Below are 21484 nucleotides of genomic sequence, written 5' to 3' on the forward strand. Positions count from 1 at the left end.
ACCTTATGTTACAGGCCGTTGCCTGTGAAGGTGTGCGTTCATTCAATTTAATTCAGACTTATCCGCAGCCGGGCGGACTGAATCTCATTCATTAAAAAGCAACTTACTGATTTTTTATCAGCGGCCACACTTTGCTTTTTTTTCCGGACATTATCGATTTCTTTCTTGTGAGAAATCGAGGGACAAATATTGCCTGAAATAAAGAGAGAAAGATGAAAAGTTTAAAAATCGCTACCAGCCGTGCATGTCCTGATTGCTTTACCACTCACCGTGAACTGGTGGATGTCAGCACCTCTGATTATATTGACGTCGCTGCCATTGTTCTGGCCGTGAGCGATATTTCCAGTGGTACCCTGGAAGAAATAGAAGCAACCGGGTTTGGTATTCCTGTATTTATTGCGACACATAAAGAAGAGTTCATTCCGGCTGAATATTTATCGCGCATCCACGGTGTGTTTGAGTGTTCAGAGACCAGTAACGACTTTTACGGACGTCAACTGGAAGCGGCCGCGCAGAAGTACGAAACTCAGCTGCGCCCCCCGTTTTTCCGTGCGCTGGTCGACTACGTGAAACAGGGCAACAGCGCGTTTGACTGTCCGGGACACCAGGGTGGGCAGTTTTTCCGCCGCCATCCTGCCGGTAATCAGTTTGTCGATTTCTTCGGCGAAACGCTTTTCCGCTCCGATCTGTGCAACGCCGACGTGGCCATGGGGGATCTGCTGATTCATGAAGGCGCGCCGTGCCTTGCGCAGCAACACGCGGCGAAAGTGTTTAATGCGGATAAAACCTATTTTGTGCTGAACGGTACCTCATCATCCAACAAAGTGGTGCTAAACGCCCTGCTCACCCCCGGCGACCTGGTGCTGTTCGATCGTAATAACCATAAATCCAACCACCACGGAGCCCTGCTTCAGGCGGGTGCCACGCCGGTCTATCTGGAAACTGCGCGCAACCCGTACGGCTTTATTGGCGGCATTGATGCCCACTGCTTTGAGGAGAGCTACCTGCGCGAGCTGGTATCGGAAGTGGCGCCGGGTCGCGCGCGTGACGAACGTCCGTTCCGTCTGGCGGTGATCCAACTGGGCACCTACGATGGCACCATTTATAACGCCCGCCAGGTCGTCGATAAAATTGGTCACCTGTGCGACTACATCCTGTTTGATTCTGCCTGGGTGGGCTACGAGCAATTTATTCCGATGATGGCGGACTGCTCACCACTGCTGCTGGAGCTGAACGAAAACGATCCCGGGATTCTGGTTACCCAGTCGGTGCATAAACAACAGGCCGGTTTTTCGCAGACCTCACAAATCCACAAGAAAGACCGTCATATTAAAGGCCAACCGCGCTATGTCCCGCACAAGCGCCTGAATAACGCCTTTATGATGCACGCCTCCACCAGCCCGTTCTATCCCCTGTTTGCCGCGCTGGATATCAACGCCCGCATGCACGAGGGGCAGAGTGGCCGAAATATGTGGATGGACTGCGTGGTGACCGGCATTGAAGCACGCAAGCTGATCCTGGAGAACTGCCAGTTTATTCGCCCGTTCGTGCCGGAGCTGGTAGATGGCCGTCCGTGGGAAAGCTGGGACACGGCTGAAATTGCCACCGACCTGCGCTTCTTCCACTTTGTGCCGGGTGAAAACTGGCACGCCTTCGAAGGGTATGCCGAGCATCAATACTTTATCGATCCGTGCAAACTGCTGCTGACCACGCCGGGCATCAACGCCCGTACCGGCGAGTATGAGAATTTCGGCGTGCCCGCTACCATCCTGGCTAACTTCCTGCGTGAAAACGGCATCGTGCCGGAGAAATGCGATCTCAACTCGATCCTGTTCCTGCTGACCCCTGCAGAAGACATGGGCAAACTGCAGCAGCTGGTGGCGCAGCTGGTGCGTTTCGAAAAACTGCTTCAGACCGATGCGCCATTAAAAGAGGTGCTTCCGTCTATCTGTAAGCAATACCCGGAACGCTACGCCGGTTATACCCTGCGCCAGATATGCCAGGAGATGCATGAACTGTACGCCCGCCATAACGTGAAACAGCTGCAAAAAGAGATGTTCCGCAAGTCTCACTTCCCTCGCGTGATGATGAACCCGCAGGACGCAAACTATGCGTATCTGCGTGGTGAGGTTGAACTGGTCTCCCTGCGTGATGCGGAAGGCCGCATTGCCGCCGAAGGCGCCCTGCCTTACCCACCAGGGGTGCTGTGCGTGGTTCCGGGTGAAGTCTGGGGAGGCTCCGTCCTGCGCTACTTTGCCGCGCTGGAAGAGGGGATCAACCTTTTACCGGGCTTCGCGCCGGAACTGCAAGGCGTGTACGTCGAGGAGTGCGACGGACGCAAACAGGTTCGCTGTAACGTCATCAAACAACCCGCCGCTCAGCCCGCACTGCTGAAAGGAGAAAAATTATGAGTAAGTCCAACAAGATGGGCGTGGTGCAGCTGACTATCCTCACCATGGTCAACATGATGGGGTCAGGGATTATTATGCTGCCCACCAAACTTGCCGAGGTGGGTACCATTTCGATTATCTCCTGGCTGGTAACCGCGGTCGGCTCCATGGCGCTGGCATGGGCATTTGCCAAATGCGGAATGTTCAGCCGCAAGTCAGGCGGGATGGGCGGCTACGCCGAATACGCCTTCGGCAAATCGGGCAACTTTATGGCTAACTACACCTACGGCGTGTCGCTGCTGATCGCCAACGTGGCGATTGCCATCTCCGCCGTGGGTTACGGTACGGAACTGTTTGGTGCCACGCTCAGCCCGGTGCAAATTGGGCTGGCGACCATCGGCGTGCTGTGGATCTGCACCGTGGCCAACTTTGGCGGGGCGCGCATTACCGGCCAGCTGAGTAGCATCACCGTGTGGGGCGTGATTATCCCGGTTGTGGGTCTGTGCATTATCGGTTGGTTCTGGTTCAGTCCGACCTTGTACGCGAACTCCTGGAACCCTCACCACGTACCGTTCTTCACGGCTGTAGGCTCCTCCATCGCCATGACGCTGTGGGCCTTCCTCGGTCTGGAATCCGCCTGCGCAAACGCGGAAGTGGTGGAAAACCCGGAAAAGAACGTCCCGATTGCCGTTCTTGGCGGAACGCTGGGCGCGGCGGTGATCTATATCGTCTCAACTAACGTTATTGCCGGTATCGTACCGAACATGGATTTGGCTAACTCCACGGCGCCGTTCGGGCTGGCCTTCGCGCAGATGTTCACCCCGGAAGTCGGGAAAGTGATCATGGGGCTGATGGTCATGTCCTGCTGCGGTTCGCTCCTCGGCTGGCAGTTCACCATTGCGCAGGTCTTTAAATCCTCAGCCGACGAAGGCTACTTCCCGAAAATCTTCTCCCGCGTGACCAAAGCCGATGCGCCGGTGCAGGGCATGCTGGCGATTGTCATCTTCCAGAGCGGATTGTCGCTGATGACCATTAGCCCATCGCTGAACAGCCAGTTCAACGTGCTGGTCAACCTGGCGGTGGTGACGAATATCATTCCATATATTCTGTCGATGGCGGCGCTGGTGATCATTCAGAAGGTGGCGAAAGTCGATCCACGTAAAGCACGCGCGGCCAATATTGTGGCGCTGATTGGGGCGATTTACAGCTTCTATGCGCTCTACTCGTCAGGCCAGGAGGCGATGCTCTATGGTGCGATGGTGACCTTTATGGGCTGGACGCTGTACGGGCTGGTCTCACCGCGGTTTGAATTGAAGAATAAACATAGTTAGGTAAAAGCAAAACGGCAACCCAGGGGTTGCCGTTTTTGAGTGTTTTCACCCTCTCCCTGTGGGAGAGGCCGGGGTGAGGGCATCAGCCCGCACCGAACACCACTTACGCGTTTTTCAGCACTTCGCTGACAATCTCTACCGCTTCTTTCTCAATCTGCTGGCGATGCTCAGCGCCGAGGAAGCTTTCACAATAGATTTTGTACGCATCTTCCGTACCGGATGGACGCGCGGCAAACCAGCCATTTTCGGTCATCACTTTCAGACCACCGATAGAGGCACCGTTACCCGGGGCAGCCGTCAGACGTGCCGTAATCGGATCACCGGCCAGCGTGCTGGCACTGACCATCTCCGGAGAGAGTTTAGACAGCGCTGCTTTCTGCGCCGAGGTGGCGCTCGCCTGGATACGGTTATAGCTCGGTGCACCAAAGCGCGCCGCCAGCTCGTCGTAGTGTTCCTGTGGGTTCTTACCGGTGACAGCGGTAATTTCCGCCGCCAGCAGACACATGATGATGCCATCTTTATCGGTTGACCATGGCGTGCCGTCGAAACGCAGGAAGGATGCCCCCGCGCTCTCTTCACCACCAAAGCCGAAGCTGCCGTCATGCAGACCGTCAACAAACCATTTAAAACCAACCGGCACTTCCACAAGCTTACGGCCCAACGCGTCAACCACGCGGTCGATCATCGCAGAGGAGACCAGCGTTTTACCCACAGCCACCTCTTTGCCCCACTGTGAACGATGCTGGAACAGGTAGTTGATTGCCACAGCCAGGTAGTGGTTTGGGTTCATCAGCCCGGCCGGGGTAACGATACCGTGGCGGTCATAATCCGGGTCGTTGGCGAAGGCCAGATCGAATTTGTCACGCAGTGCCAGCAGGCCCGCCATCGCGCACTCGGAGGAGCAGTCCATACGGATCGCGCCGTCTTTATCAAGGTGCATAAAGCGGAAGGTCTGATCGACGTGATCGTTAACGATGGTCAGATCCAGCTTGTAGTGTTCTGCAATGCGTTTCCAGTATTCAATCCCGGAGCCGCCCAGCGGATCCACACCCAGCTTCAGGCCGGCTTTCTGGATAGCCGCCATATCGACGATATCCGCCAGCCCTTCCACGAACGGCTGCACCAGATCCTGCTCTTTCACGTGGCCGGATGCCATGGCCGCATCCAGAGAGATACGCTTAACGCCTTTCAGGCCATCGGCTAACAGGGCGTTGGCGCGGTCTTCCACCACTTTCGTGACGTTGGTATCTGCCGGACCACCGTTAGGTGGGTTGTATTTAATGCCACCGTCTTCCGGGGGGTTGTGAGAAGGCGTGATAACGATGCCGTCAGCCTGTGGGCCACCTTTTTTGTTGTGCACAAGGATAGCGTTAGAGACGGCAGGCGTTGGGGTGAAACCGTTATTTTCCTGAACAATCACATCAACGCCGTTCGCCGCCAGAACTTCCAGCACGGAAATGAACGCCGGTTCAGACAGGGCGTGAGTATCTTTCCCCACGTAGCACGGACCGGTAACACCGTTTTTGGCGCGCTCTTCCGCGATGGCCTGAGCAATGGCCAGAATGTGCGGTTCGTTAAAGCTATGGCGTGCCGCGCTACCGCGATGGCCTGATGTACCAAACTTCACTGCGTGTTCTGCGTTGCCCACGACCGGTTTCAGCACATAATACTGCGCGGTCAGCTGAGCGACGTTAATCAAATCGCTTTGTTGTGCAGGTTGGCCTGCACGGCTGTGATTTGCCATTACCGGGTCCTTCTGATGCAAGGGTTAAATTGTACCGCAAACCTTTTCAATCAATTCCGCCGGGAACTGCATGGACTGCATGATGTGTTCAACCATGCTGCACTTGCGGCCCGTATTGGTATTGGTGATGACCCAGTACGGTGTGCCAGGGACATGTTTAGGTTTGGTTTGGTTGCCATTTTGCAGCAGCGTCTGCTCGTCGCCCGCGAAATAGACGCGAGTACGACCGTGCAGCGACTCGGTCGCTTCAGCAAACGCCTTGTTATCCAGTGAATAAAGTGTAGACAGCACCAGCATGAAGCGGTTGACCGCTTTTTTCTGCTCTGCATATTCATCAGACAGCAGCAGCTCGCGCATCGCACGTACTTTGTCTTTCACCTGCGCGACGGCAGGCTTTGCTTGTGCAACAACACTCGGCTGAGACACGACATCTTTAGTGGCTGGGGTAGCAGACGGTGAGGCGGCGGAAATTTTAAGCATGCGCCGTAAAATGTCGGACGCGCTCTCCCCGATATGCCGCGTTTGGCTGGCAATAAACTGATAGAGTTCGTCATCAACTTCGATTGTTTTCATCTTAATCCAGTGCGATATCTTATCTGAATACAAGTCGTTGGGATTATAAGGTCAAATCCCAACAGCGGATAGCGTCAAACCAGGTTGGCGGCAAAAGTCAGATTAAACTGGAACCTTGCAGCCGGGCGGCAGAATGGTCAACATAATACCCTAACCTGACATCCGTAAAAAAAGAACTTTGCCATGAAATTGAATAGCCGAGCGCAATCTGCACAATCACCGAACACGAATCCCCCCATCGTACTGGTCCACGGGCTGTTCGGCAGTCTGGATAACCTGGGCGTACTGGCACGCGATCTGGTTACCGATCACGATATTTTGCAGGTCGATATGCGAAATCATGGCCTGTCCGGGCGTTCAGAGGAGATGACCTATGCGGCCATGGCGCAGGATCTGCTCGATACGCTGGATGCCAGCAATCTTGAGAAAGTGACCTTGATCGGGCACTCAATGGGCGGCAAAGCGGTCATGGCCCTGACGGCGCTGGCACCGGAGAGAATAAGTGGCCTGGTGGTCATTGATGTCGCCCCGGTAGATTACGACGTCCGTCGTCATGACGAGATTTTTGCCGCCATCAACGCGGTGACGGAAGCTGGCGTCTCCAGCCGTCAACAGGCAGCCGCTGTCATGCGTGAGCATCTTGATGAAGAAGGTGTGATCCAGTTCCTGCTGAAATCGTTCGTTGACGGCCAGTGGCGTTTCAACGTGCCGGTGCTGTGGGAGCAGTACGATAACATCGTCGGCTGGAAAACCGTTCCGGCATGGCCGCACCCTACCCTCTTTATTCGTGGCGGCAATTCGCCGTACGTCACCGACGCTTACCGCGATACCCTGCTGGCGCAATTCCCCCAGGCCCGTGCCCACGTCATCGCTGGCGCCGGACATTGGGTTCACGCGGAAAAACCAGACGCCGTCTTACGCGCCATTCGCCGCTATCTCACTGACACGGCAAATTGATTAAAAAGAGAGCGACTGGAAGGCTGCGGGCTTCCAGTCGTTGGCGTGTCGTTTTTGGTGATGTATGATGGCGCGCTTATCGCCCGGGCATTAGCAGGGCGGCGTGTTTCCCCCGAAGTCTCAGAATCATGGCCAAAGAACAAACGGACCGTACGACACTAGATCTGTTCGCGAATGAGCGTCGACCGGGACGACCGAAAACGAATCCGCTTTCGCGCGACGAACAGCTGCGTATTAATAAACGCAACCAGCTTAAACGCGATAAAAATCGTGGACTTAAGCGTGTCGAACTGAAGCTCAACGCCGACGCCGTCGATGCGCTAAACGAACTGGCTGACGCGCGTAATATCAGCCGCAGCGAGCTGATTGAAGAGATGTTAATCACCCAACTCGAGACCATGCGCAGCAAGGCATAAGTCCGAAAAATCCCTTTATTACCCTTTTCATGTAGCACAGAGTGCAGTCCTGCGCGATAGCTGTTTCCGCAGGGTTGCCTGTTCTGCTATTATTGCCTTTATCCGTGGACAAATTGCGCCACCATACCATTAAGTATCAAGAGGTTATTTTACTCATGGCAATTATCGGCATTTTCTTCGGCAGTGATACCGGCAATACCGAAAATATCGCAAAAAACATTCAAAAACAGCTCGGTAAAGACGTTGCCGATGTGCACGACATCGCCAAGAGCAGCAAAGAAGATCTCGAAGGCTATGACATCCTGCTGCTGGGTATCCCTACCTGGTATTACGGTGAAGCCCAGTGTGACTGGGATGATTTCTTCCCGACACTGGAAGAAGTGGATTTCAACGGCAAGCTGGTTGCCCTGTTTGGCTGCGGTGACCAGGAAGACTATGCCGAGTACTTCTGTGATGCGCTGGGTACCATCCGCGACATCATTGAACCAAACGGCGCCGTTATCGTAGGTCACTGGCCTACCGCCGGCTACCACTTTGAAGCGTCTAAAGGTCTGGCTGATGACGATCACTTCGTGGGTCTGGCGATTGACGAAGACCGTCAGCCAGAACTGACAGCAGAGCGCGTTGAAAAATGGGTTAAGCAGATCCGTGAAGAGCTGCACCTGGACGATATCCTCAACGCCTGATTTTTATTGCGGCGCAACGAGGGTTGCGCCAGCAAACCAGGTCAAACCGATTAAATTAATCGCTACAATCTTTTAACTTTTTCGCCCAGACCTGTACAATGTCCCCCTGATAAAACGTGGCTCCCATTGAGCAAGTTTGTTGGTGATACCACGTTTTTATAAGCATACTTTACATGAGACTTGCAGTTTTCATTTAGCCATGGCAGTTCTATAATGAGACGCATTATCCCAGGTGCATTTTCTGTCACTTCCTATAGAAGTGAATCGTTTAGCAACAGGACAGATTCCGCATGACTGACAACAATACCGCATTAAAGAAGGCTGGCCTGAAAGTTACGCTTCCTCGGTTAAAAATCCTTGAAGTGCTTCAGGGTCCAGACAATCACCATGTCAGTGCGGAAGACCTTTATAAGCGTCTTATCGACATGGGCGAAGAGATTGGGCTGGCAACCGTTTATCGTGTGCTGAACCAGTTTGATGACGCGGGCATTGTCACCCGTCATAATTTCGAAGGCGGTAAATCTGTATTCGAACTGACTCAACAGCATCACCACGATCACCTGATCTGCCTGGATTGCGGCAAGGTCATTGAATTCAGCGATGATTCCATTGAATCACGCCAGCGTGAAATCGCTGCCCGTCATGGCATCCGCCTGACAAACCACAGCCTGTACCTGTATGGTCACTGCGCTGAAGGCGATTGCCGCGAAGACGATCACGCGCACGACGCGAAATAAGCACGCTTTCATACTCTGAGCCAGCCGTAAGGTTGGCTTTTTTTTGCCTGTTGTCTGGCAAAAAAAAAGCCCGGCAGCGCAGCGCCACCGGGCATGATAATAACGAGTTAGTGACTGTTGTTGCTGCGAATCTCTTCCCAGATCCGATCGCAACGCTTCGCGACTTCCTGATCGTTACCGGTTTTGCGCGCCTGGATACAGGCCTGGTAATCCATCACGCGAATATTCTCCTGGGTTGCGAACTGCTCATGCGCTTTCTCTTTTTTCAGCACATTCAGCACGCTCTGGCAGGCTTCGATCTTCTCCGGCGAACCCTCCGCCGTATTGATACAGGCGCTGTAGGCATCTTTCAGACGGGAGTCCTCTTTCGGGGCCTGATTCTGCGCACAAGCCACCAGTCCCGATGCCAGCAACGCGACGATTACAATCTTTTTCATATGTAGTCTCCGGTCCGGCGGGAATTACCCCGCCGGACGAGTCATCAGAAGATGGTGAACGGTGCGATAACCATGAATTTCACGTCGCGTTCATCCTGGAAGATGTTGCCGTAACCGCCCGCGTAGCTCGGGATATCGGAGTGGTTGTCGTATTGTGTAAAGTGCAGTTTGAACATGGTTCCTTTGGCGCGACCATCCTGCAGGGTGTAGATCGCATCCAGGCTGTAAGAGGACTCTTTGAGGCGATAGTTTGGATCGTAGTATGCGTCCGGTGTTGCCATATCAGCAGGCTTCGCGTCCCATGCGTAGGCGTAAGATGCCCCCACCGCCCAGCCTGGCAGGTTCCAGTTTTTCAGATCATACATTGCGCCGAAGAAGACCGCTTTTTCGCCATCGGCGTTGAAGTCGGAACGGTTATCCCACCAGATATCCAGACGACCGTTTGAAGATGCATAGGTTGGGGTCATACGCTGCAGGAAGTAGCCCTGCTGCCCTTCCGCTTTCACCCACGTTCCTTCAAGACGCAAATCCACCTGGCCGACTTTGTAGCCGAAGGTCAGCGCCTGCAACCACGCCGTGCCGTCATAAATATCATTCACGCTGCCATCACTGACTTTGTCTCGCGTACCGTAGAACTGGTAACTGGTACTCAGCGGGCTACCAGCAATATCAAATTTGTAACTGGCTTTAGCAAAATACTGGTCGATATAGCCTTCCGCCTGACCAAATGCCGCTTCAAGCACTAAATCATTTTTAAAGTCGTACTTCGCACCCAGCGAGTGGAGATAATCCACTTTGGTCTTTTTATCGTTCTGGTAGAACTTGTCCATTTCGATATGCCACGGCGCTTTATACTCGTTGGTCCACATATACGAGAAGCTCAACGCACCTGCGTCACCGTAATCAAAATTGGCGCCCGCTTCTGCCCCCTGATAGGTACCTGGCATAAAGCTCCAGTGCGGTGCTAACAGGGTTTGACCGGTTGGCTGAATATAACCACCGCGCGCCCATACCGGGCCGTATTTAAATTTCGCGGCAGCTTTATACAGGCTGATACCGCTTTTATCTCCGGACCAGTCTTCTTTATACGCTTTATTACTGGAGGAGAAGGCAATTTCGTTCGGGTGGCCGCTGTCACCATTTTCCGCCATTTCAATTGCCGTGAAGGCGGCAATATCCAGACCGAACATATCGGCAGCGTAACCAGACTGGAAATCCAGGTTGGCGTTCCAGGTAGAGTGAGAAAGGTTCGTTTTATATTTATCTTCCGTGACATCCTTACGGTCACGTTCACGCTGCCAGTAATAAATACCGCCCGTGAGGGTTGAATCATCGATGAAGCCTGCAGCTTTAGCGTCTGGCGTCACCACCAGGCCTGACATTGCTGTCACACCGGCAATAGCCAGCGCCAGCGCACTACGTTTGCCACTGAACGTACGCATAGATTATTCCTCTTTGACGAATTAAAACGCCTAAAACGGCGAAAAATATAAAAGACCTGATGGTCAGGGGTAGTCGGAAATACCCTCGAATAACTACCGTCTTTAGGTTATTTTTCGCGACGCGAATTATCAATGCTTTTCGGCGGGCAAAACTCAGGATTATGACGAAGTGCACATAATTGGTAGTGCTTTGTAACATTTAACGCAAGGCGAGAGCTGGCGGGGGAAAGAGCGAATTTTCAATGAGTAACATTTTATTTTAGTGTCGATTTTACAGACTTAAGACTTTTCAAAAGCAGATTAACTTTTTTAAAAAAAATAAGTAGCACCTCATTGACCTGTTATTTTCACATACCCTATTTCGCTAGTGCTTTAAAGGCATGATCACGCTATAAAAAAACGCCGCATTACGCGGCGTTTGTTTCTCATTGACCAGCGCGACGTTATTATTCGCCGATCTTCGTCCAAGTATCACGCAGACCAACCGTACGGTTAAATACCGGTTTTTCAGCGGTGCTGTGACGGCTGTCCAGGCAGAAGTAACCTTCACGTTCAAACTGGAACGCTTTACCCGCCTCAGCCGCTTTGAGGGATGGCTCAGCATAACCCTGTTTGATCACCAGTGATTCCGGGTTGATGGTCGCCAGGAAGTCTTCTGCTGCGCCTGGGTTAGGCACGCTGAACAGACGATCGTACAGACGAATCTCTACCGGCAGCGCGTGTGATGCACTGACCCAGTGGATCACGCCTTTCACCTTACGACCGTCCGCCGGATCTTTGCTCAGGGTCTCGGCATCGTAAGAGCAGAAGATGGTCGTGATGTTACCTTCTGCATCTTTCTCCACGCGCTCAGCTTTGATCACGTAGGCGTTACGCAGACGCACCTCTTTACCCAGCACCAGTCGCTTGTACTGCTTGTTCGCTTCTTCGCGGAAGTCAGCACGATCGATCCAGATTTCACCGCTGAACGGCACCTCACGGTTGCCCATCTCCGGTTTATTCGGATGGTTAGGCATGGAGACCATTTCGCTCGCACCCTGCGGGTAATTTTCGATAACCAGTTTCACCGGGTCGATAACCGCCATCGCGCGCGGCGCGTTTTCGTTCAGATCTTCACGGATGCAGGACTCCAGAGAGGCCATCTCGATGGTGTTGTCCTGCTTGGTCACGCCGATACGTTTGCAGAACTCACGGATTGACGCCGCGGTGTAGCCACGACGGCGCAGACCGGAGATGGTCGGCATACGTGGGTCGTCCCAGCCTTCAACATGCTTATCAGTCACCAGCAGGTTCAGCTTACGCTTGGACATCACGGTGTATTCCAGATTCAGACGAGAGAACTCGTACTGACGCGGATGCACCGGAATCGTGATGTTATCCAGCACCCAGTCGTACAGACGACGGTTGTCCTGGAACTCCAGCGTACACAGCGAGTGGGTGATGCCTTCCAGCGCATCGCTGATGCAGTGAGTGAAGTCGTACATCGGGTAGATGCACCACTTGTTACCGGTCTGGTGGTGTTCAGCGAATTTGATGCGGTACAGCACCGGGTCGCGCATCACGATAAACGGAGACGCCATATCGATTTTGGCACGCAGGCACGCTTTGCCTTCCTCGAAGCCACCAGCACGCATTTTTTCAAACAGCGCAAGGTTCTCTTCCACGCTGCGATCGCGGAACGGGCTGTTTTTACCCGGTGCCGTCAGTGTACCGCGGTATTCACGGATTTCATCCGCAGAGAGCTCGTCAACGTAGGCCAGACCTTTATTGATCAGCTCAACGGCATAGGCATACAGCTGATCGAAATAGTCAGAGGAGTAGCAGATATCGCCAGACCAGTTGAAGCCCAGCCATTGCACGTCGTTCTTAATGGACTCAACGTATTCGATGTCTTCTTTTACTGGGTTGGTGTCATCGAAACGCAGGTTGCACTGCCCCTGATAGTCTTGCGCAATGCCAAAGTTCAGGCAGATAGATTTCGCATGCCCAATGTGCAGGTAGCCGTTTGGCTCCGGCGGGAAACGGGTATGAATTGTGGTGTGCTTACCACTGGCCAGATCTTCATCGATGATCTGACGAATAAAGTTACTCGGGCGGGCTTCTGCCTCACTCATCGTGGATTCCTCAAAGCGTAAACAACGTATAACGGCATATGATCTTATAAGCCGGACGTAGTGACAACCCTTAGTTACGGAAAATACGTATCAGATGAAAATAATGGGGGCGTTTGCTGCAAAAAAAAGCGGCGGAGGAATTCCCCCGCCGCTTAAGGCATGACTCTACTCAGGAGCGATTATTTGCCTTTAATCTCATACAGTGGCGTTTGCCCTGCAACAACCTGACCTTTCGCCTGCAGCACCAGGCCGCTGAAGTCGTCGATATTGCTGCATACCACCGGGCTTATCATCGAGCGGGCATTGGCGTTCAGGAAATCCAGATCCATTTCCAGAATTGGCTGGCCTGCAACCACTTCTGCCCCCTCTTCCACCAGGCGAGTAAAGCCCTGGCCGTTCAGCGCAACGGTATCAATACCCATATGAACCACGATCTCCGCGCCTTTTTCGGTTTCGAGACAGAACGCGTGGTTGGTGTTGAAGATTTTTACGATGGTGCCCGCCGCAGGAGACACAACGGTCTTCTCCGTTGGTTTCACCGCAACACCGTCACCGACCGCTTTGCTGGCAAACGCTTCGTCAGGAACCTGCTCAAGCGCGACCACTTCACCCGTAACCGGGGAAACCAGTGCGGCGATGGTGGTGGCGTTGGGTACCGCCTGCGGTTTTGCCGCAGCAGTTGCGGCGGCAGGCGCCTCTGACGCTTGCGCAGCAGCGACAGGGCCAGTCGTTTTCATGGCGTTAGCAATTTTTTCCGCCACAAAGCCCACGATAATCTGCACGCTGGTTTTGTTCAGGCGAATAACACCGGAAGCACCCAGACGTTTAGCCAGCGCTTCGTTTACCAGTGAAGAGTCTTTGACGTTCAGACGCAGACGAGTGATACAGGCATCAATACCGGTCAGGTTGTCAGAACCACCAACAGCGGCAATGTACTGACGGGCCAGACCAGACACGTCCTGATCCTGCGCGCCGCTCACGTTCACGTCCTGGCCATCGGCTTCGCTGCCGGCAACAGCCAGTTCGCGACCCGGGGTCATCAGGTTGAATTTGGTGATGGTGAAACGGAACACCACGTAGTAGATAACGAAGAACACCAGACCTTGTGGGATCAGCATCCACCAGTGGGTCGCCAGCGGGTTACGGGAAGAAAGCACCATATCCACCAGACCGGCACTGAAGCCGAAACCAGCAATCCACTGCATGCTTGCAGCGATGAACACGGAGATACCGGTCAGCACGGCGTGAATAACATACAGAACCGGAGCAACGAACATGAAGGAGAATTCCAGCGGCTCGGTGATACCGGTGAAGAAGGCAGCAAACGCACCCGCCATCATGATACCCAGCACTTTCGCTTTGTTCTCTGGACGTGCGCAGTGGTAGATAGCCAGCGCAGCACCCGGCAGACCGAACATCATGATCGGGAAGAAGCCCGCCTGGTAACGACCGGTGATACCCACAACCGCTTTACCCGCTTCAATGGACTGTGCGCCACCGAGGAAGTTAGGAATATCGTTAATGCCCGCAACGTCGAACCAGAACACGGAGTTCAGCGCGTGGTGCAGACCGACCGGGATCAGCAGACGGTTGAAGAACGCATACACGCCAGCACCGACAGAACCCAGTTTCTGAATGTGTTCACCAAAGTTAACCAGACCGTCAAAGATCACCGGCCAGATGTACATCAGGATGAACGCAACGAAGATCATCACGAAAGAAGTCAGGATAGGTACCAGACGACGACCGCTGAAGAACGACAGCGCTTTTGGCAGTTCAACACCGCTGAAGCGGTTGTACAGTTCCGCAGAGATAATACCGACGAGGATACCCACGAACTGGTTACTGATTTTACCGAACGCAGCAGGAACCTGGTCCGCCGGGATCTTCTGGATCATGGCAACCGCAGCCGGAGAACAGAGTGTGGTCAGCACCAGGAAGCCCACGAAACCCGTCAGCGCGGCAGCACCGTCTTTATCTTTGGACATGCCATAAGCCACACCAATGGCAAACAGCACGGACATGTTATCGATAATGGCGGAACCAGACTTAATGAAGAACGCCGCTAATGCGTTGTCTCCACCCCAGCCGACCGGGTCAATCCAGTAACCGACACCCATTAATATCGCTGCCGCTGGCAACGTGGCGACCGGCACCATAAGCGCACGGCCAACCTTTTGTAAATAACCTAGAATACTCACTTTCTTCCCCCTATGAGACCCCGTTTAAGGCATGTTCTCAGCTCTGTTTTTTATTGTGTCACGAACTATAAATACAGTTGATGATTCACTGGCATTGTGAGTGTGTGAAAAATTAATTCGTATCGCAAATTAAAAGCGTACTTTTTGTGATTTTTGTCACCAAATATCGTTTATCACCCTCCCTTTCACTGGCTAACATCGAAAACTTATTTTATCATTCGAAAAATCAAGACGGATTGATCCGGCCTGAAAGGTTCCAGGTTACGCTTAAATATCAGGTTCCGATCACTATCCGCCCACTCTTCTACTTTAACTCTTGAGGTGAACAATGAGACTGATTCCCCTGGCAACTGCTGAACAAGTCGGTAAATGGGCCGCTCGCCATATCGTTAACCGTATTAACGCGTTCAAGCCGACCGCCGATCGTCCTTTCGTACTGGGTCTTCCAACAGGCGGCACGCCGCTGACCGCGTATAAGGCTCTGGTTGAGATGCACAAAGCAGGCCAGGTTAGCTTCAAGCATGTTGTCACCTTCAATATGGACGAATATGTCGGCTTACCGAAGGACCATCCAGAAAGCTACCATAGCTTTATGCACCGCAACTTCTTTGATCACGTTGATATTCCAGCTGAAAATATTAACCTGCTGAATGGAAACGCGCCTGATATTGACGCAGAATGCCGTCAGTATGAAGAAAAAATCCGTTCTTACGGTAAAATCCACCTGTTTATGGGCGGCGTGGGTAACGATGGTCATATCGCGTTTAACGAACCGGCGTCCTCTCTGGCGTCCCGCACCCGTATTAAAACGCTGACCCATGACACGCGCGTGGCAAACTCCCGCTTCTTTGATGGCGATGTGAACCAGGTTCCAAAATACGCCCTGACTGTAGGCGTCGGCACGCTGTTGGATGCCGAAGAAGTGATGATTCTGGTTCTGGGTGGCGTGAAGGCGCAGGCGCTCCAGGCCGCCGTTGAAGGCAACGTAAACCACATGTGGACCATCAGCTGCCTGCAGCTGCATCCAAAATCAGTCATCGTCTGTGACGAACCGTCCACGATGGAACTGAAAGTGAAAACGCTGAAATACTTCAACGAGTTAGAAGCTGAGAACATCAAAGGTCTGTAATTGAATAACCGCCTCTTCATGAAGAGGCGGCCGCTTTTTTTAACCGGGGGTCGTTATGTACGCTTTAACCCACGGTCGGATTTATACCGGCCATGAAATTCTGGATGACCATGCGATTGTTATCGCCAATGGCCTGATTGAACGTGTTTGCCCGCTGGCAGAACTGCCGCCGGAGATTGAACAGCGCTCACTCAATGGAGCAGTGATCTCCCCCGGTTTTATCGACGTTCAGTTGAACGGCTGCGGCGGCGTGCAGTTTAACGACACCGCAGACGCCGTCACCGTCGACACGCTGGAAATCATGCAGAAAGCGAACGAGAAATCGGGCTGCACCAGCTATCTGCCAACACTCATCACCAGCAGCGATGAGCTGATGAAACAGGGCATCCGCGTCATGCGTGACTACCTGGCAAAACACCCGAATCAGGCACTGGGTCTGCATCTTGAAGGGCCATGGCTGAACATGGTCAAGAAAGGGACGCATAATCCGGATTACGTGCGAAAACCAGATGCTGAACTGGTCGACTATATGTGTGCCAATGCCGATGTGATCACCAAGGTGACGCTGGCACCTGAAATGACCGGCACTGACGTTATCAGCAAACTGGCCGCCGCCGGGATTGTCGTGTCAGCAGGCCACTCCAACGCCACGCAGAAAGAGGCAAAAGCCGGTTTCCGCGCAGGCATTACCTTTGCGACGCACCTGTATAACGCCATGCCATACATCACGGGTCGTGAACCGGGTCTGGTTGGGGCGATTCTGGATGAGCCAGACGTTTACTGCGGTATTATCGCGGACGGTTTACACGTCGATTACACCAACATTCGCAACGCCAAGCGGCTGAAAGGTGACAAGCTTTGTCTGGTGACAGATGCCACCGCACCGGCAGGGGCAAATATTGAGCAGTTCATTTTTGCCGGTAAAACAATATACTACCGCAACGGACTGTGTGTGGATGAAAACGGTACGTTGAGCGGCTCCTCCCTGACCATGATTGAAGGCGTGCGTAACCTGGTTGAACATTGCGGGATTGCGCTTGATGAAGTCCTGCGCATGGCAACCCTTTATCCTGCGCGCGCTATCGGCGTGGATAAACAGCTTGGCGGAATTGCACCAGGTATGGTTGCAAACCTGACGGCATTCACACACGATTATAAAATTATTAAGACCATCGTTAATGGTAACGAGGTCGTCACTGAGTAAGTAAAAGTATGACACCAGGCGGACAAGCTCAAATCGGTAATGTCGATCTCGTTAAACAGCTTAACAGCGCGGCGGTATATCGCCTGATTGACCAACACGGGCCAATCTCACGTATTCAGATAGCCGAACAAAGCCAGCTTGCTCCCGCCAGCGTGACAAAAATTACACGTCAGCTTATTGAGCGCGGACTGATCAAAGAAGTCGATCAGCAGGCCTCCACCGGGGGCCGCCGCGCAATTTCCATCATCACCGAAACGCGCAATTTTCAGGCCATTGGCGTGCGTCTTGGTCGCCATGACACCACCCTCACACTTTACGATCTGAGCAGTAAAGCCATCGCGGAAGAGCACTACCCTCTTCCGGAGCGCACCCAGGAGACCCTGGAACACGCGCTGCTGAATACTATCGCGCACTTTATCGAAAGCTGTCAGCGCAAGATCCGCGAACTCATCGCCATTTCAGTGATCCTGCCCGGGCTGGTTGATCCGGAAAGCGGCGTCATTCGTTATATGCCACATATCCCGGTCGAGAACTGGGCGCTGGTGGAGGCGCTGGAAAAGCGCTTTAAAGTGACCTGCTTTGTGGGCCACGACATCCGCTCGCTGGCGCTGGCCGAGCACTACTTTGGTGCGAGTCAGGACTGTGAAGACTCTATTCTGGTGCGTGTTCACCGCGGCACCGGGGCGGGCATTATCTCCAACGGCCGTATCTTTATTGGTCGTAACGGCAACGTGGGCGAGATTGGTCATATCCAGGTGGAACCGCTCGGCGAGCGCTGCCACTGCGGTAATTTTGGCTGTCTTGAAACAGTTGCCGCCAACGCAGCCATTGAGCACCGCGTCCGTCATCTGCTGGAACAAGGCTACCAGAGCCGCGTGACGCTGGACGATTGTAAAATCGGCGCCATCTGCAAAGCCGCCAATAAAGGCGATGCGCTGGCCTGCGAAGTGATCGAGCAGGTCGGGCGCCACCTCGGTAAAACCATTGCCATTGCCATCAACCTCTTTAATCCGCAAAAAGTGGTGATTGCAGGCGAAATCGTCGAGGCGGAAAAAGTGTTATTGCCCGCGATTGAAGGCTGCATTAACACTCAGGCGCTGAAGGCGTTTCGCCAGAATTTACCGGTCGTGCGTTCGACGCTGGATCACCGCTCTGCGATTGGTGCGTTTGCGCTGGTCAAACGTGCCATGCTCAACGGGATCCTGTTGCAGCATTTGCTGGAAAGCTAATCGGGACTTATAGTAACGCCTTCTTTTTTTGATGTCGGATTGTTCATGACCATTAAGAATGTAATTTGTGATATTGACGGCGTGCTGATGCACGACAACATCGCCGTGCCAGGTGCTGCGGAGTTTCTTCACCGCATCATCGACAAAGGAATGCCGCTGGTTCTGCTCACGAACTACCCTTCCCAAACCGGTCAGGACCTGGCGAACCGTTTTGCCACCGCGGGTATCAACGTACCGGACAGCGTGTTTTATACCTCCGCCATGGCGACGGCAGATTTTTTGAAGCGTCAGGAAGGGAAAAAAGCCTACGTGGTCGGAGAAGGTGCGCTGATCCACGAGCTGTATAAAGCAGGCTTTACGATCACCGATGTAAACCCGGACTTTGTAATTGTCGGCGAAACGCGCTCGTTTAACTGGGAGATGATGCATAAAGCAGCCTACTTTGTCGCCAGCGGCGCGCGCTTTATCGCCACCAACCCGGATACGCACGGCCGTGGTTTCTATCCGGCCTGCGGCGCACTGTGCGCCGGTATCGAAAAAATCTCTGGTCGTAAGCCGTTTGTTGTCGGCAAACCGAGCCCGTGGATCATTCGTGCCGCGCTGAACACGATGCAGGCCCATTCTGAAGAGACCGTGATTGTCGGTGATAACCTGCGCACCGATATTCTGGCAGGTTTCCAGGCGGGTCTGGAAACCATTCTGGTGCTCTCCGGTGTCTCTCAGCTCGATGACATTGATTCGATGCCGTTCCGGCCGAGCTGGATATACCCCTCCGTCGACGAAATTGACATTATTTGATTCAGAACCACGCCTCAGGGCGTGGTTTTTCATTTATAGCCCCCACAAACAAAACCCCATCTAACAAAAACGGCAATTCATTGCAGAATCATCAATAAAACTGTTTATGACATACTCTTTTTTCAACATTCTGCAATCACCATTGCACTATTTCCGTTTAACACCGTAAAACCCTTGCGCGCCCTGCCCCTTTGCGGCATTTTCATAAGCAAGCAACATTACAAAGCAACAGGGTTAACGGAGAAGGTTATGTGTTCAATTTTTGGCGTACTGGATATTAAAACTGACGCGGGCGAACTGCGTAAAAAAGCACTCGAACTGTCCCGCCTGATGCGCCATCGCGGCCCGGACTGGTCTGGCGTCTACGCCAGCGACAAAGCAATTCTGGCGCACGAACGCCTGTCGATTGTTGACGTCAACGCCGGTGCACAGCCGCTGTATAACGAGAAAAAAACACACGCGCTGGCTGTCAACGGTGAAATCTATAACCATCAGGCACTGCGTGCGGAGTATGGCGATCGCTACGCCTTCCAGACCGGCTCTGATTGTGAAGTTATTCTGGCGCTGTATCAGGAAAAAGGCCCCGAGTTCCTGGACGACCTGCAGGGCATGTTTGCATTCGCCCTGTACGACAGCGAAAAAGACGCGTACCTGATTGGCCGCGACCATATTGGTATTATCCCGCTGTACATGGGCCATGATGAACACGGCAACTTCTATGTTGCGTCTGAAATGAAAGCGCTGGTGCCGGTGTGCCGCACCATTAAAGAGTTCCCGGCAGGCAGCTACCTGTGGAGTAAAGAGGGTGAGATCCGCTCTTACTACCAGCGCGACTGGTTCGACTATGACGCGGTAAAAGACAACGTCACGGACAAAGCCGAACTGCGTCAGGCGCTGGAAGATTCCGTTAAGAGCCACCTGATGTCAGACGTGCCTTACGGTGTGCTGCTCTCCGGCGGTCTGGACTCCTCCGTCATTTCCGCCATCACCAAGAAATTTGCGGCTCGCCGCGTGGAAGATCAGGAACGCTCTGAAGCCTGGTGGCCTCAGCTGCACTCCTTTGCCGTGGGTCTGGAAGGCGCTCCGGATCTGAAAGCCGCGCAGGAAGTGGCGAACCACCTCGGCACCGTGCACCATGAGATTCATTTCACCGTGCAGGAAGGTCTGGATGCGATCCGCGACGTGATCTATCACATTGAAACCTATGATGTGACGACCATTCGCGCTTCCACCCCTATGTACCTGATGTCGCGTAAGATTAAGGCGATGGGCATCAAGATGGTGCTGTCAGGTGAAGGTTCTGATGAAGTATTTGGCGGCTACCTGTATTTCCACAAAGCGCCCAACGCGAAAGAGCTGCATGAAGAGACGGTGCGTAAACTGCAGGCGCTGCACATGTTTGACTGTGCACGTGCTAACAAGGCGATGTCGGCATGGGGTGTGGAAGCGCGCGTTCCGTTCCTGGATAAGAAATTCCTTGATGTGGCCATGCGCATCAACCCGCAGGACAAAATGTGCGGCAACGGCAAAATGGAAAAACATATCTTGCGCGAATGTTTTGAATCCTACCTGCCAGCCAGCGTGGCGTGGCGTCAGAAAGAGCAGTTCTCGGATGGTGTTGGCTACAGCTGGATCGACACCCTGAAAGAGGTGGCGGCGAAACAGGTTTCAGACCAGCAACTGGAAACGGCAAGCTTCCGCTTCCCCTACAACACGCCGGGCTCTAAAGAAGCGTATCTGTACCGTGAGATCTTCGAAGAGCTGTTCCCGGTACCGAGCGCTGCCGAGTGTGTGCCTGGCGGTCCGTCAGTTGCCTGCTCCTCAGCGAAAGCCATTGAATGGGATGAATCTTTCAAAGCGATGAACGATCCATCAGGACGTGCGGTCGGCGTTCACCAGTCCGCCTATAAATAACCTGTAATTTCAACATCAGGCCCTGCGGGGCCTGTTTTTTTTTGCCTCACATTTCCCCCGCTAAAACCGATTAATAACCAATAATTGCCGAATATTCGGTCACGCTGTTCGCAACCTAACCAAACAGTCACATTCCGGCCATTTTCGTTGAAAAAGGTGTTGACGCTGCAAGGGTCTATACG

At 53.3% G+C, this 21484-nt stretch carries 17 protein-coding genes; 11 read left to right on the forward strand and 6 right to left on the reverse strand.

Going from position 1 to position 21484, the window contains the following annotated elements; all coding sequences use genetic code 11:
- Nucleotides 1-212 precede the first annotated feature (212 nt).
- Together speF and potE are read left to right on the forward strand one after the other, a co-directional pair.
- Nucleotides 213-2411 (forward strand): ornithine decarboxylase SpeF, encoded by a 2199-nt coding sequence (gene speF, locus NQ842_RS17630; protein ID WP_196373274.1) that lies wholly within the window; start codon nucleotides 213-215, stop codon nucleotides 2409-2411.
- Nucleotides 2408-3721: a putrescine-ornithine antiporter gene (potE, locus tag NQ842_RS17635; protein WP_014831099.1), complete on the forward strand. Its 1314-nt coding sequence runs from the start codon at nucleotides 2408-2410 to the stop codon at nucleotides 3719-3721. Before speF ends, potE begins: the two co-directional genes overlap by 4 nt.
- 103 nt (nucleotides 3722-3824) lie before the next feature.
- Here the strand turns inward: potE and pgm are convergent, their stop codons facing one another.
- Together pgm and seqA are read right to left on the reverse strand one after the other, a co-directional pair.
- Nucleotides 3825-5465 carry a phosphoglucomutase (alpha-D-glucose-1,6-bisphosphate-dependent) gene (gene pgm / locus NQ842_RS17640; RefSeq protein WP_257256135.1) on the reverse strand — a complete coding sequence of 547 codons (1641 nt, stop codon included), beginning with the start codon at nucleotides 5463-5465 and terminating at the stop codon, nucleotides 3825-3827.
- A gap of 24 nt (nucleotides 5466-5489) precedes the next feature.
- A complete protein-coding gene (gene seqA / locus NQ842_RS17645) occupies nucleotides 5490-6038 on the reverse strand; it encodes a replication initiation negative regulator SeqA (protein ID WP_014831098.1) in 549 nt (182 codons plus the stop codon).
- 183 nt (nucleotides 6039-6221) lie between these two features.
- Between seqA and ybfF the strand changes: the two genes are divergently transcribed.
- The 4 genes from ybfF (at nucleotide 6222) to fur (ending at nucleotide 8834) form a co-directional block, all read left to right on the forward strand.
- Nucleotides 6222-6995, forward strand: a complete 774-nt coding sequence (ybfF, locus tag NQ842_RS17650; RefSeq protein ID WP_047362404.1) for an esterase — start codon at nucleotides 6222-6224, stop codon at nucleotides 6993-6995.
- 128 nt (nucleotides 6996-7123) lie between these two features.
- On the forward strand, nucleotides 7124-7411 hold the full coding sequence (gene ybfE / locus NQ842_RS17655; RefSeq protein ID WP_014831096.1) for a LexA regulated protein: 288 nt from the start codon (nucleotides 7124-7126) through the stop codon (nucleotides 7409-7411).
- A gap of 155 nt (nucleotides 7412-7566) precedes the next feature.
- Nucleotides 7567-8097, forward strand: coding sequence for a flavodoxin FldA (gene fldA / locus NQ842_RS17660; RefSeq protein ID WP_008501067.1), 531 nt, complete (start codon nucleotides 7567-7569; stop codon nucleotides 8095-8097).
- A 290-nt stretch (nucleotides 8098-8387) separates the two neighbouring features.
- Nucleotides 8388-8834 carry a ferric iron uptake transcriptional regulator gene (fur, locus tag NQ842_RS17665; protein WP_010428651.1) on the forward strand — a complete coding sequence of 149 codons (447 nt, stop codon included), beginning with the start codon at nucleotides 8388-8390 and terminating at the stop codon, nucleotides 8832-8834.
- Nucleotides 8835-8941: 107 nt separating this feature from the next.
- On the opposite strand, the gene chiQ is transcribed toward fur, so the two are convergent.
- The 4 genes from chiQ to nagE form a co-directional block, all read right to left on the reverse strand.
- A complete protein-coding gene (gene chiQ / locus NQ842_RS17670) occupies nucleotides 8942-9271 on the reverse strand; it encodes a ChiQ/YbfN family lipoprotein (RefSeq protein ID WP_014831095.1) in 330 nt (109 codons plus the stop codon).
- Between the two features lie 44 nt (nucleotides 9272-9315).
- Complete coding sequence (gene chiP / locus NQ842_RS17675; RefSeq protein ID WP_014831094.1) at nucleotides 9316-10713, reverse strand: chitoporin; 1398 nt, start codon at nucleotides 10711-10713, stop codon at nucleotides 9316-9318.
- 446 nt (nucleotides 10714-11159) lie between these two features.
- A complete protein-coding gene (glnS, locus tag NQ842_RS17680; protein ID WP_014831093.1) occupies nucleotides 11160-12827 on the reverse strand; it encodes a glutamine--tRNA ligase in 1668 nt (555 codons plus the stop codon).
- A 179-nt stretch (nucleotides 12828-13006) separates the two neighbouring features.
- Nucleotides 13007-15028 carry an N-acetylglucosamine-specific PTS transporter subunit IIBC gene (gene nagE, locus NQ842_RS17685; RefSeq protein WP_014831092.1) on the reverse strand — a complete coding sequence of 674 codons (2022 nt, stop codon included), beginning with the start codon at nucleotides 15026-15028 and terminating at the stop codon, nucleotides 13007-13009.
- A gap of 328 nt (nucleotides 15029-15356) precedes the next feature.
- Here nagE and nagB point away from each other — a divergent pair, with 328 nt between their 5' ends.
- From nagB to asnB, 5 genes are all read left to right on the forward strand, one after another.
- Nucleotides 15357-16157 (forward strand): glucosamine-6-phosphate deaminase, encoded by an 801-nt coding sequence (gene nagB / locus NQ842_RS17690; protein WP_008501061.1) that lies wholly within the window; start codon nucleotides 15357-15359, stop codon nucleotides 16155-16157.
- Nucleotides 16158-16212: 55 nt separating this feature from the next.
- The gene (gene nagA, locus NQ842_RS17695; protein ID WP_014831091.1) at nucleotides 16213-17361 is read left to right on the forward strand and encodes an N-acetylglucosamine-6-phosphate deacetylase; all 1149 of its coding nucleotides are present in this window, start codon (nucleotides 16213-16215) and stop codon (nucleotides 17359-17361) included.
- 8 nt (nucleotides 17362-17369) lie between these two features.
- Nucleotides 17370-18590: an N-acetylglucosamine repressor gene (locus NQ842_RS17700; RefSeq protein ID WP_013097570.1), complete on the forward strand. Its 1221-nt coding sequence runs from the start codon at nucleotides 17370-17372 to the stop codon at nucleotides 18588-18590.
- 45 nt (nucleotides 18591-18635) lie between these two features.
- Nucleotides 18636-19388, forward strand: a complete 753-nt coding sequence (gene nagD, locus NQ842_RS17705) for a ribonucleotide monophosphatase NagD (RefSeq protein ID WP_058682116.1) — start codon at nucleotides 18636-18638, stop codon at nucleotides 19386-19388.
- A gap of 249 nt (nucleotides 19389-19637) precedes the next feature.
- Nucleotides 19638-21302: an asparagine synthase B gene (gene asnB, locus NQ842_RS17710; protein WP_014831090.1), complete on the forward strand. Its 1665-nt coding sequence runs from the start codon at nucleotides 19638-19640 to the stop codon at nucleotides 21300-21302.
- Nucleotides 21303-21484 lie beyond the last annotated feature (182 nt).

Source organism: Enterobacter cloacae complex sp. R_G8 (assembly GCF_024599795.1).
GTDB lineage: Bacteria > Pseudomonadota > Gammaproteobacteria > Enterobacterales > Enterobacteriaceae > Enterobacter > Enterobacter dissolvens.

Coding starts and splice junctions, on each gene's coding strand:
- speF (WP_196373274.1), top strand. CDS start 213: ATGAAAAGTTTAAAAATCGCTACCAGCCGTGCATGTCCTGATTGCTTT.
- potE (WP_014831099.1), top strand. CDS start 2,408: ATGAGTAAGTCCAACAAGATGGGCGTGGTGCAGCTGACTATCCTCACC.
- pgm (WP_257256135.1), bottom strand. CDS start 5,465: ATGGCAAATCACAGCCGTGCAGGCCAACCTGCACAACAAAGCGATTTG.
- seqA (WP_014831098.1), bottom strand. CDS start 6,038: ATGAAAACAATCGAAGTTGATGACGAACTCTATCAGTTTATTGCCAGC.
- ybfF (WP_047362404.1), top strand. CDS start 6,222: ATGAAATTGAATAGCCGAGCGCAATCTGCACAATCACCGAACACGAAT.
- ybfE (WP_014831096.1), top strand. CDS start 7,124: ATGGCCAAAGAACAAACGGACCGTACGACACTAGATCTGTTCGCGAAT.
- fldA (WP_008501067.1), top strand. CDS start 7,567: ATGGCAATTATCGGCATTTTCTTCGGCAGTGATACCGGCAATACCGAA.
- fur (WP_010428651.1), top strand. CDS start 8,388: ATGACTGACAACAATACCGCATTAAAGAAGGCTGGCCTGAAAGTTACG.
- chiQ (WP_014831095.1), bottom strand. CDS start 9,271: ATGAAAAAGATTGTAATCGTCGCGTTGCTGGCATCGGGACTGGTGGCT.
- chiP (WP_014831094.1), bottom strand. CDS start 10,713: ATGCGTACGTTCAGTGGCAAACGTAGTGCGCTGGCGCTGGCTATTGCC.
- glnS (WP_014831093.1), bottom strand. CDS start 12,827: ATGAGTGAGGCAGAAGCCCGCCCGAGTAACTTTATTCGTCAGATCATC.
- nagB (WP_008501061.1), top strand. CDS start 15,357: ATGAGACTGATTCCCCTGGCAACTGCTGAACAAGTCGGTAAATGGGCC.
- nagA (WP_014831091.1), top strand. CDS start 16,213: ATGTACGCTTTAACCCACGGTCGGATTTATACCGGCCATGAAATTCTG.
- NQ842_RS17700 (WP_013097570.1), top strand. CDS start 17,370: ATGACACCAGGCGGACAAGCTCAAATCGGTAATGTCGATCTCGTTAAA.
- nagD (WP_058682116.1), top strand. CDS start 18,636: ATGACCATTAAGAATGTAATTTGTGATATTGACGGCGTGCTGATGCAC.
- asnB (WP_014831090.1), top strand. CDS start 19,638: ATGTGTTCAATTTTTGGCGTACTGGATATTAAAACTGACGCGGGCGAA.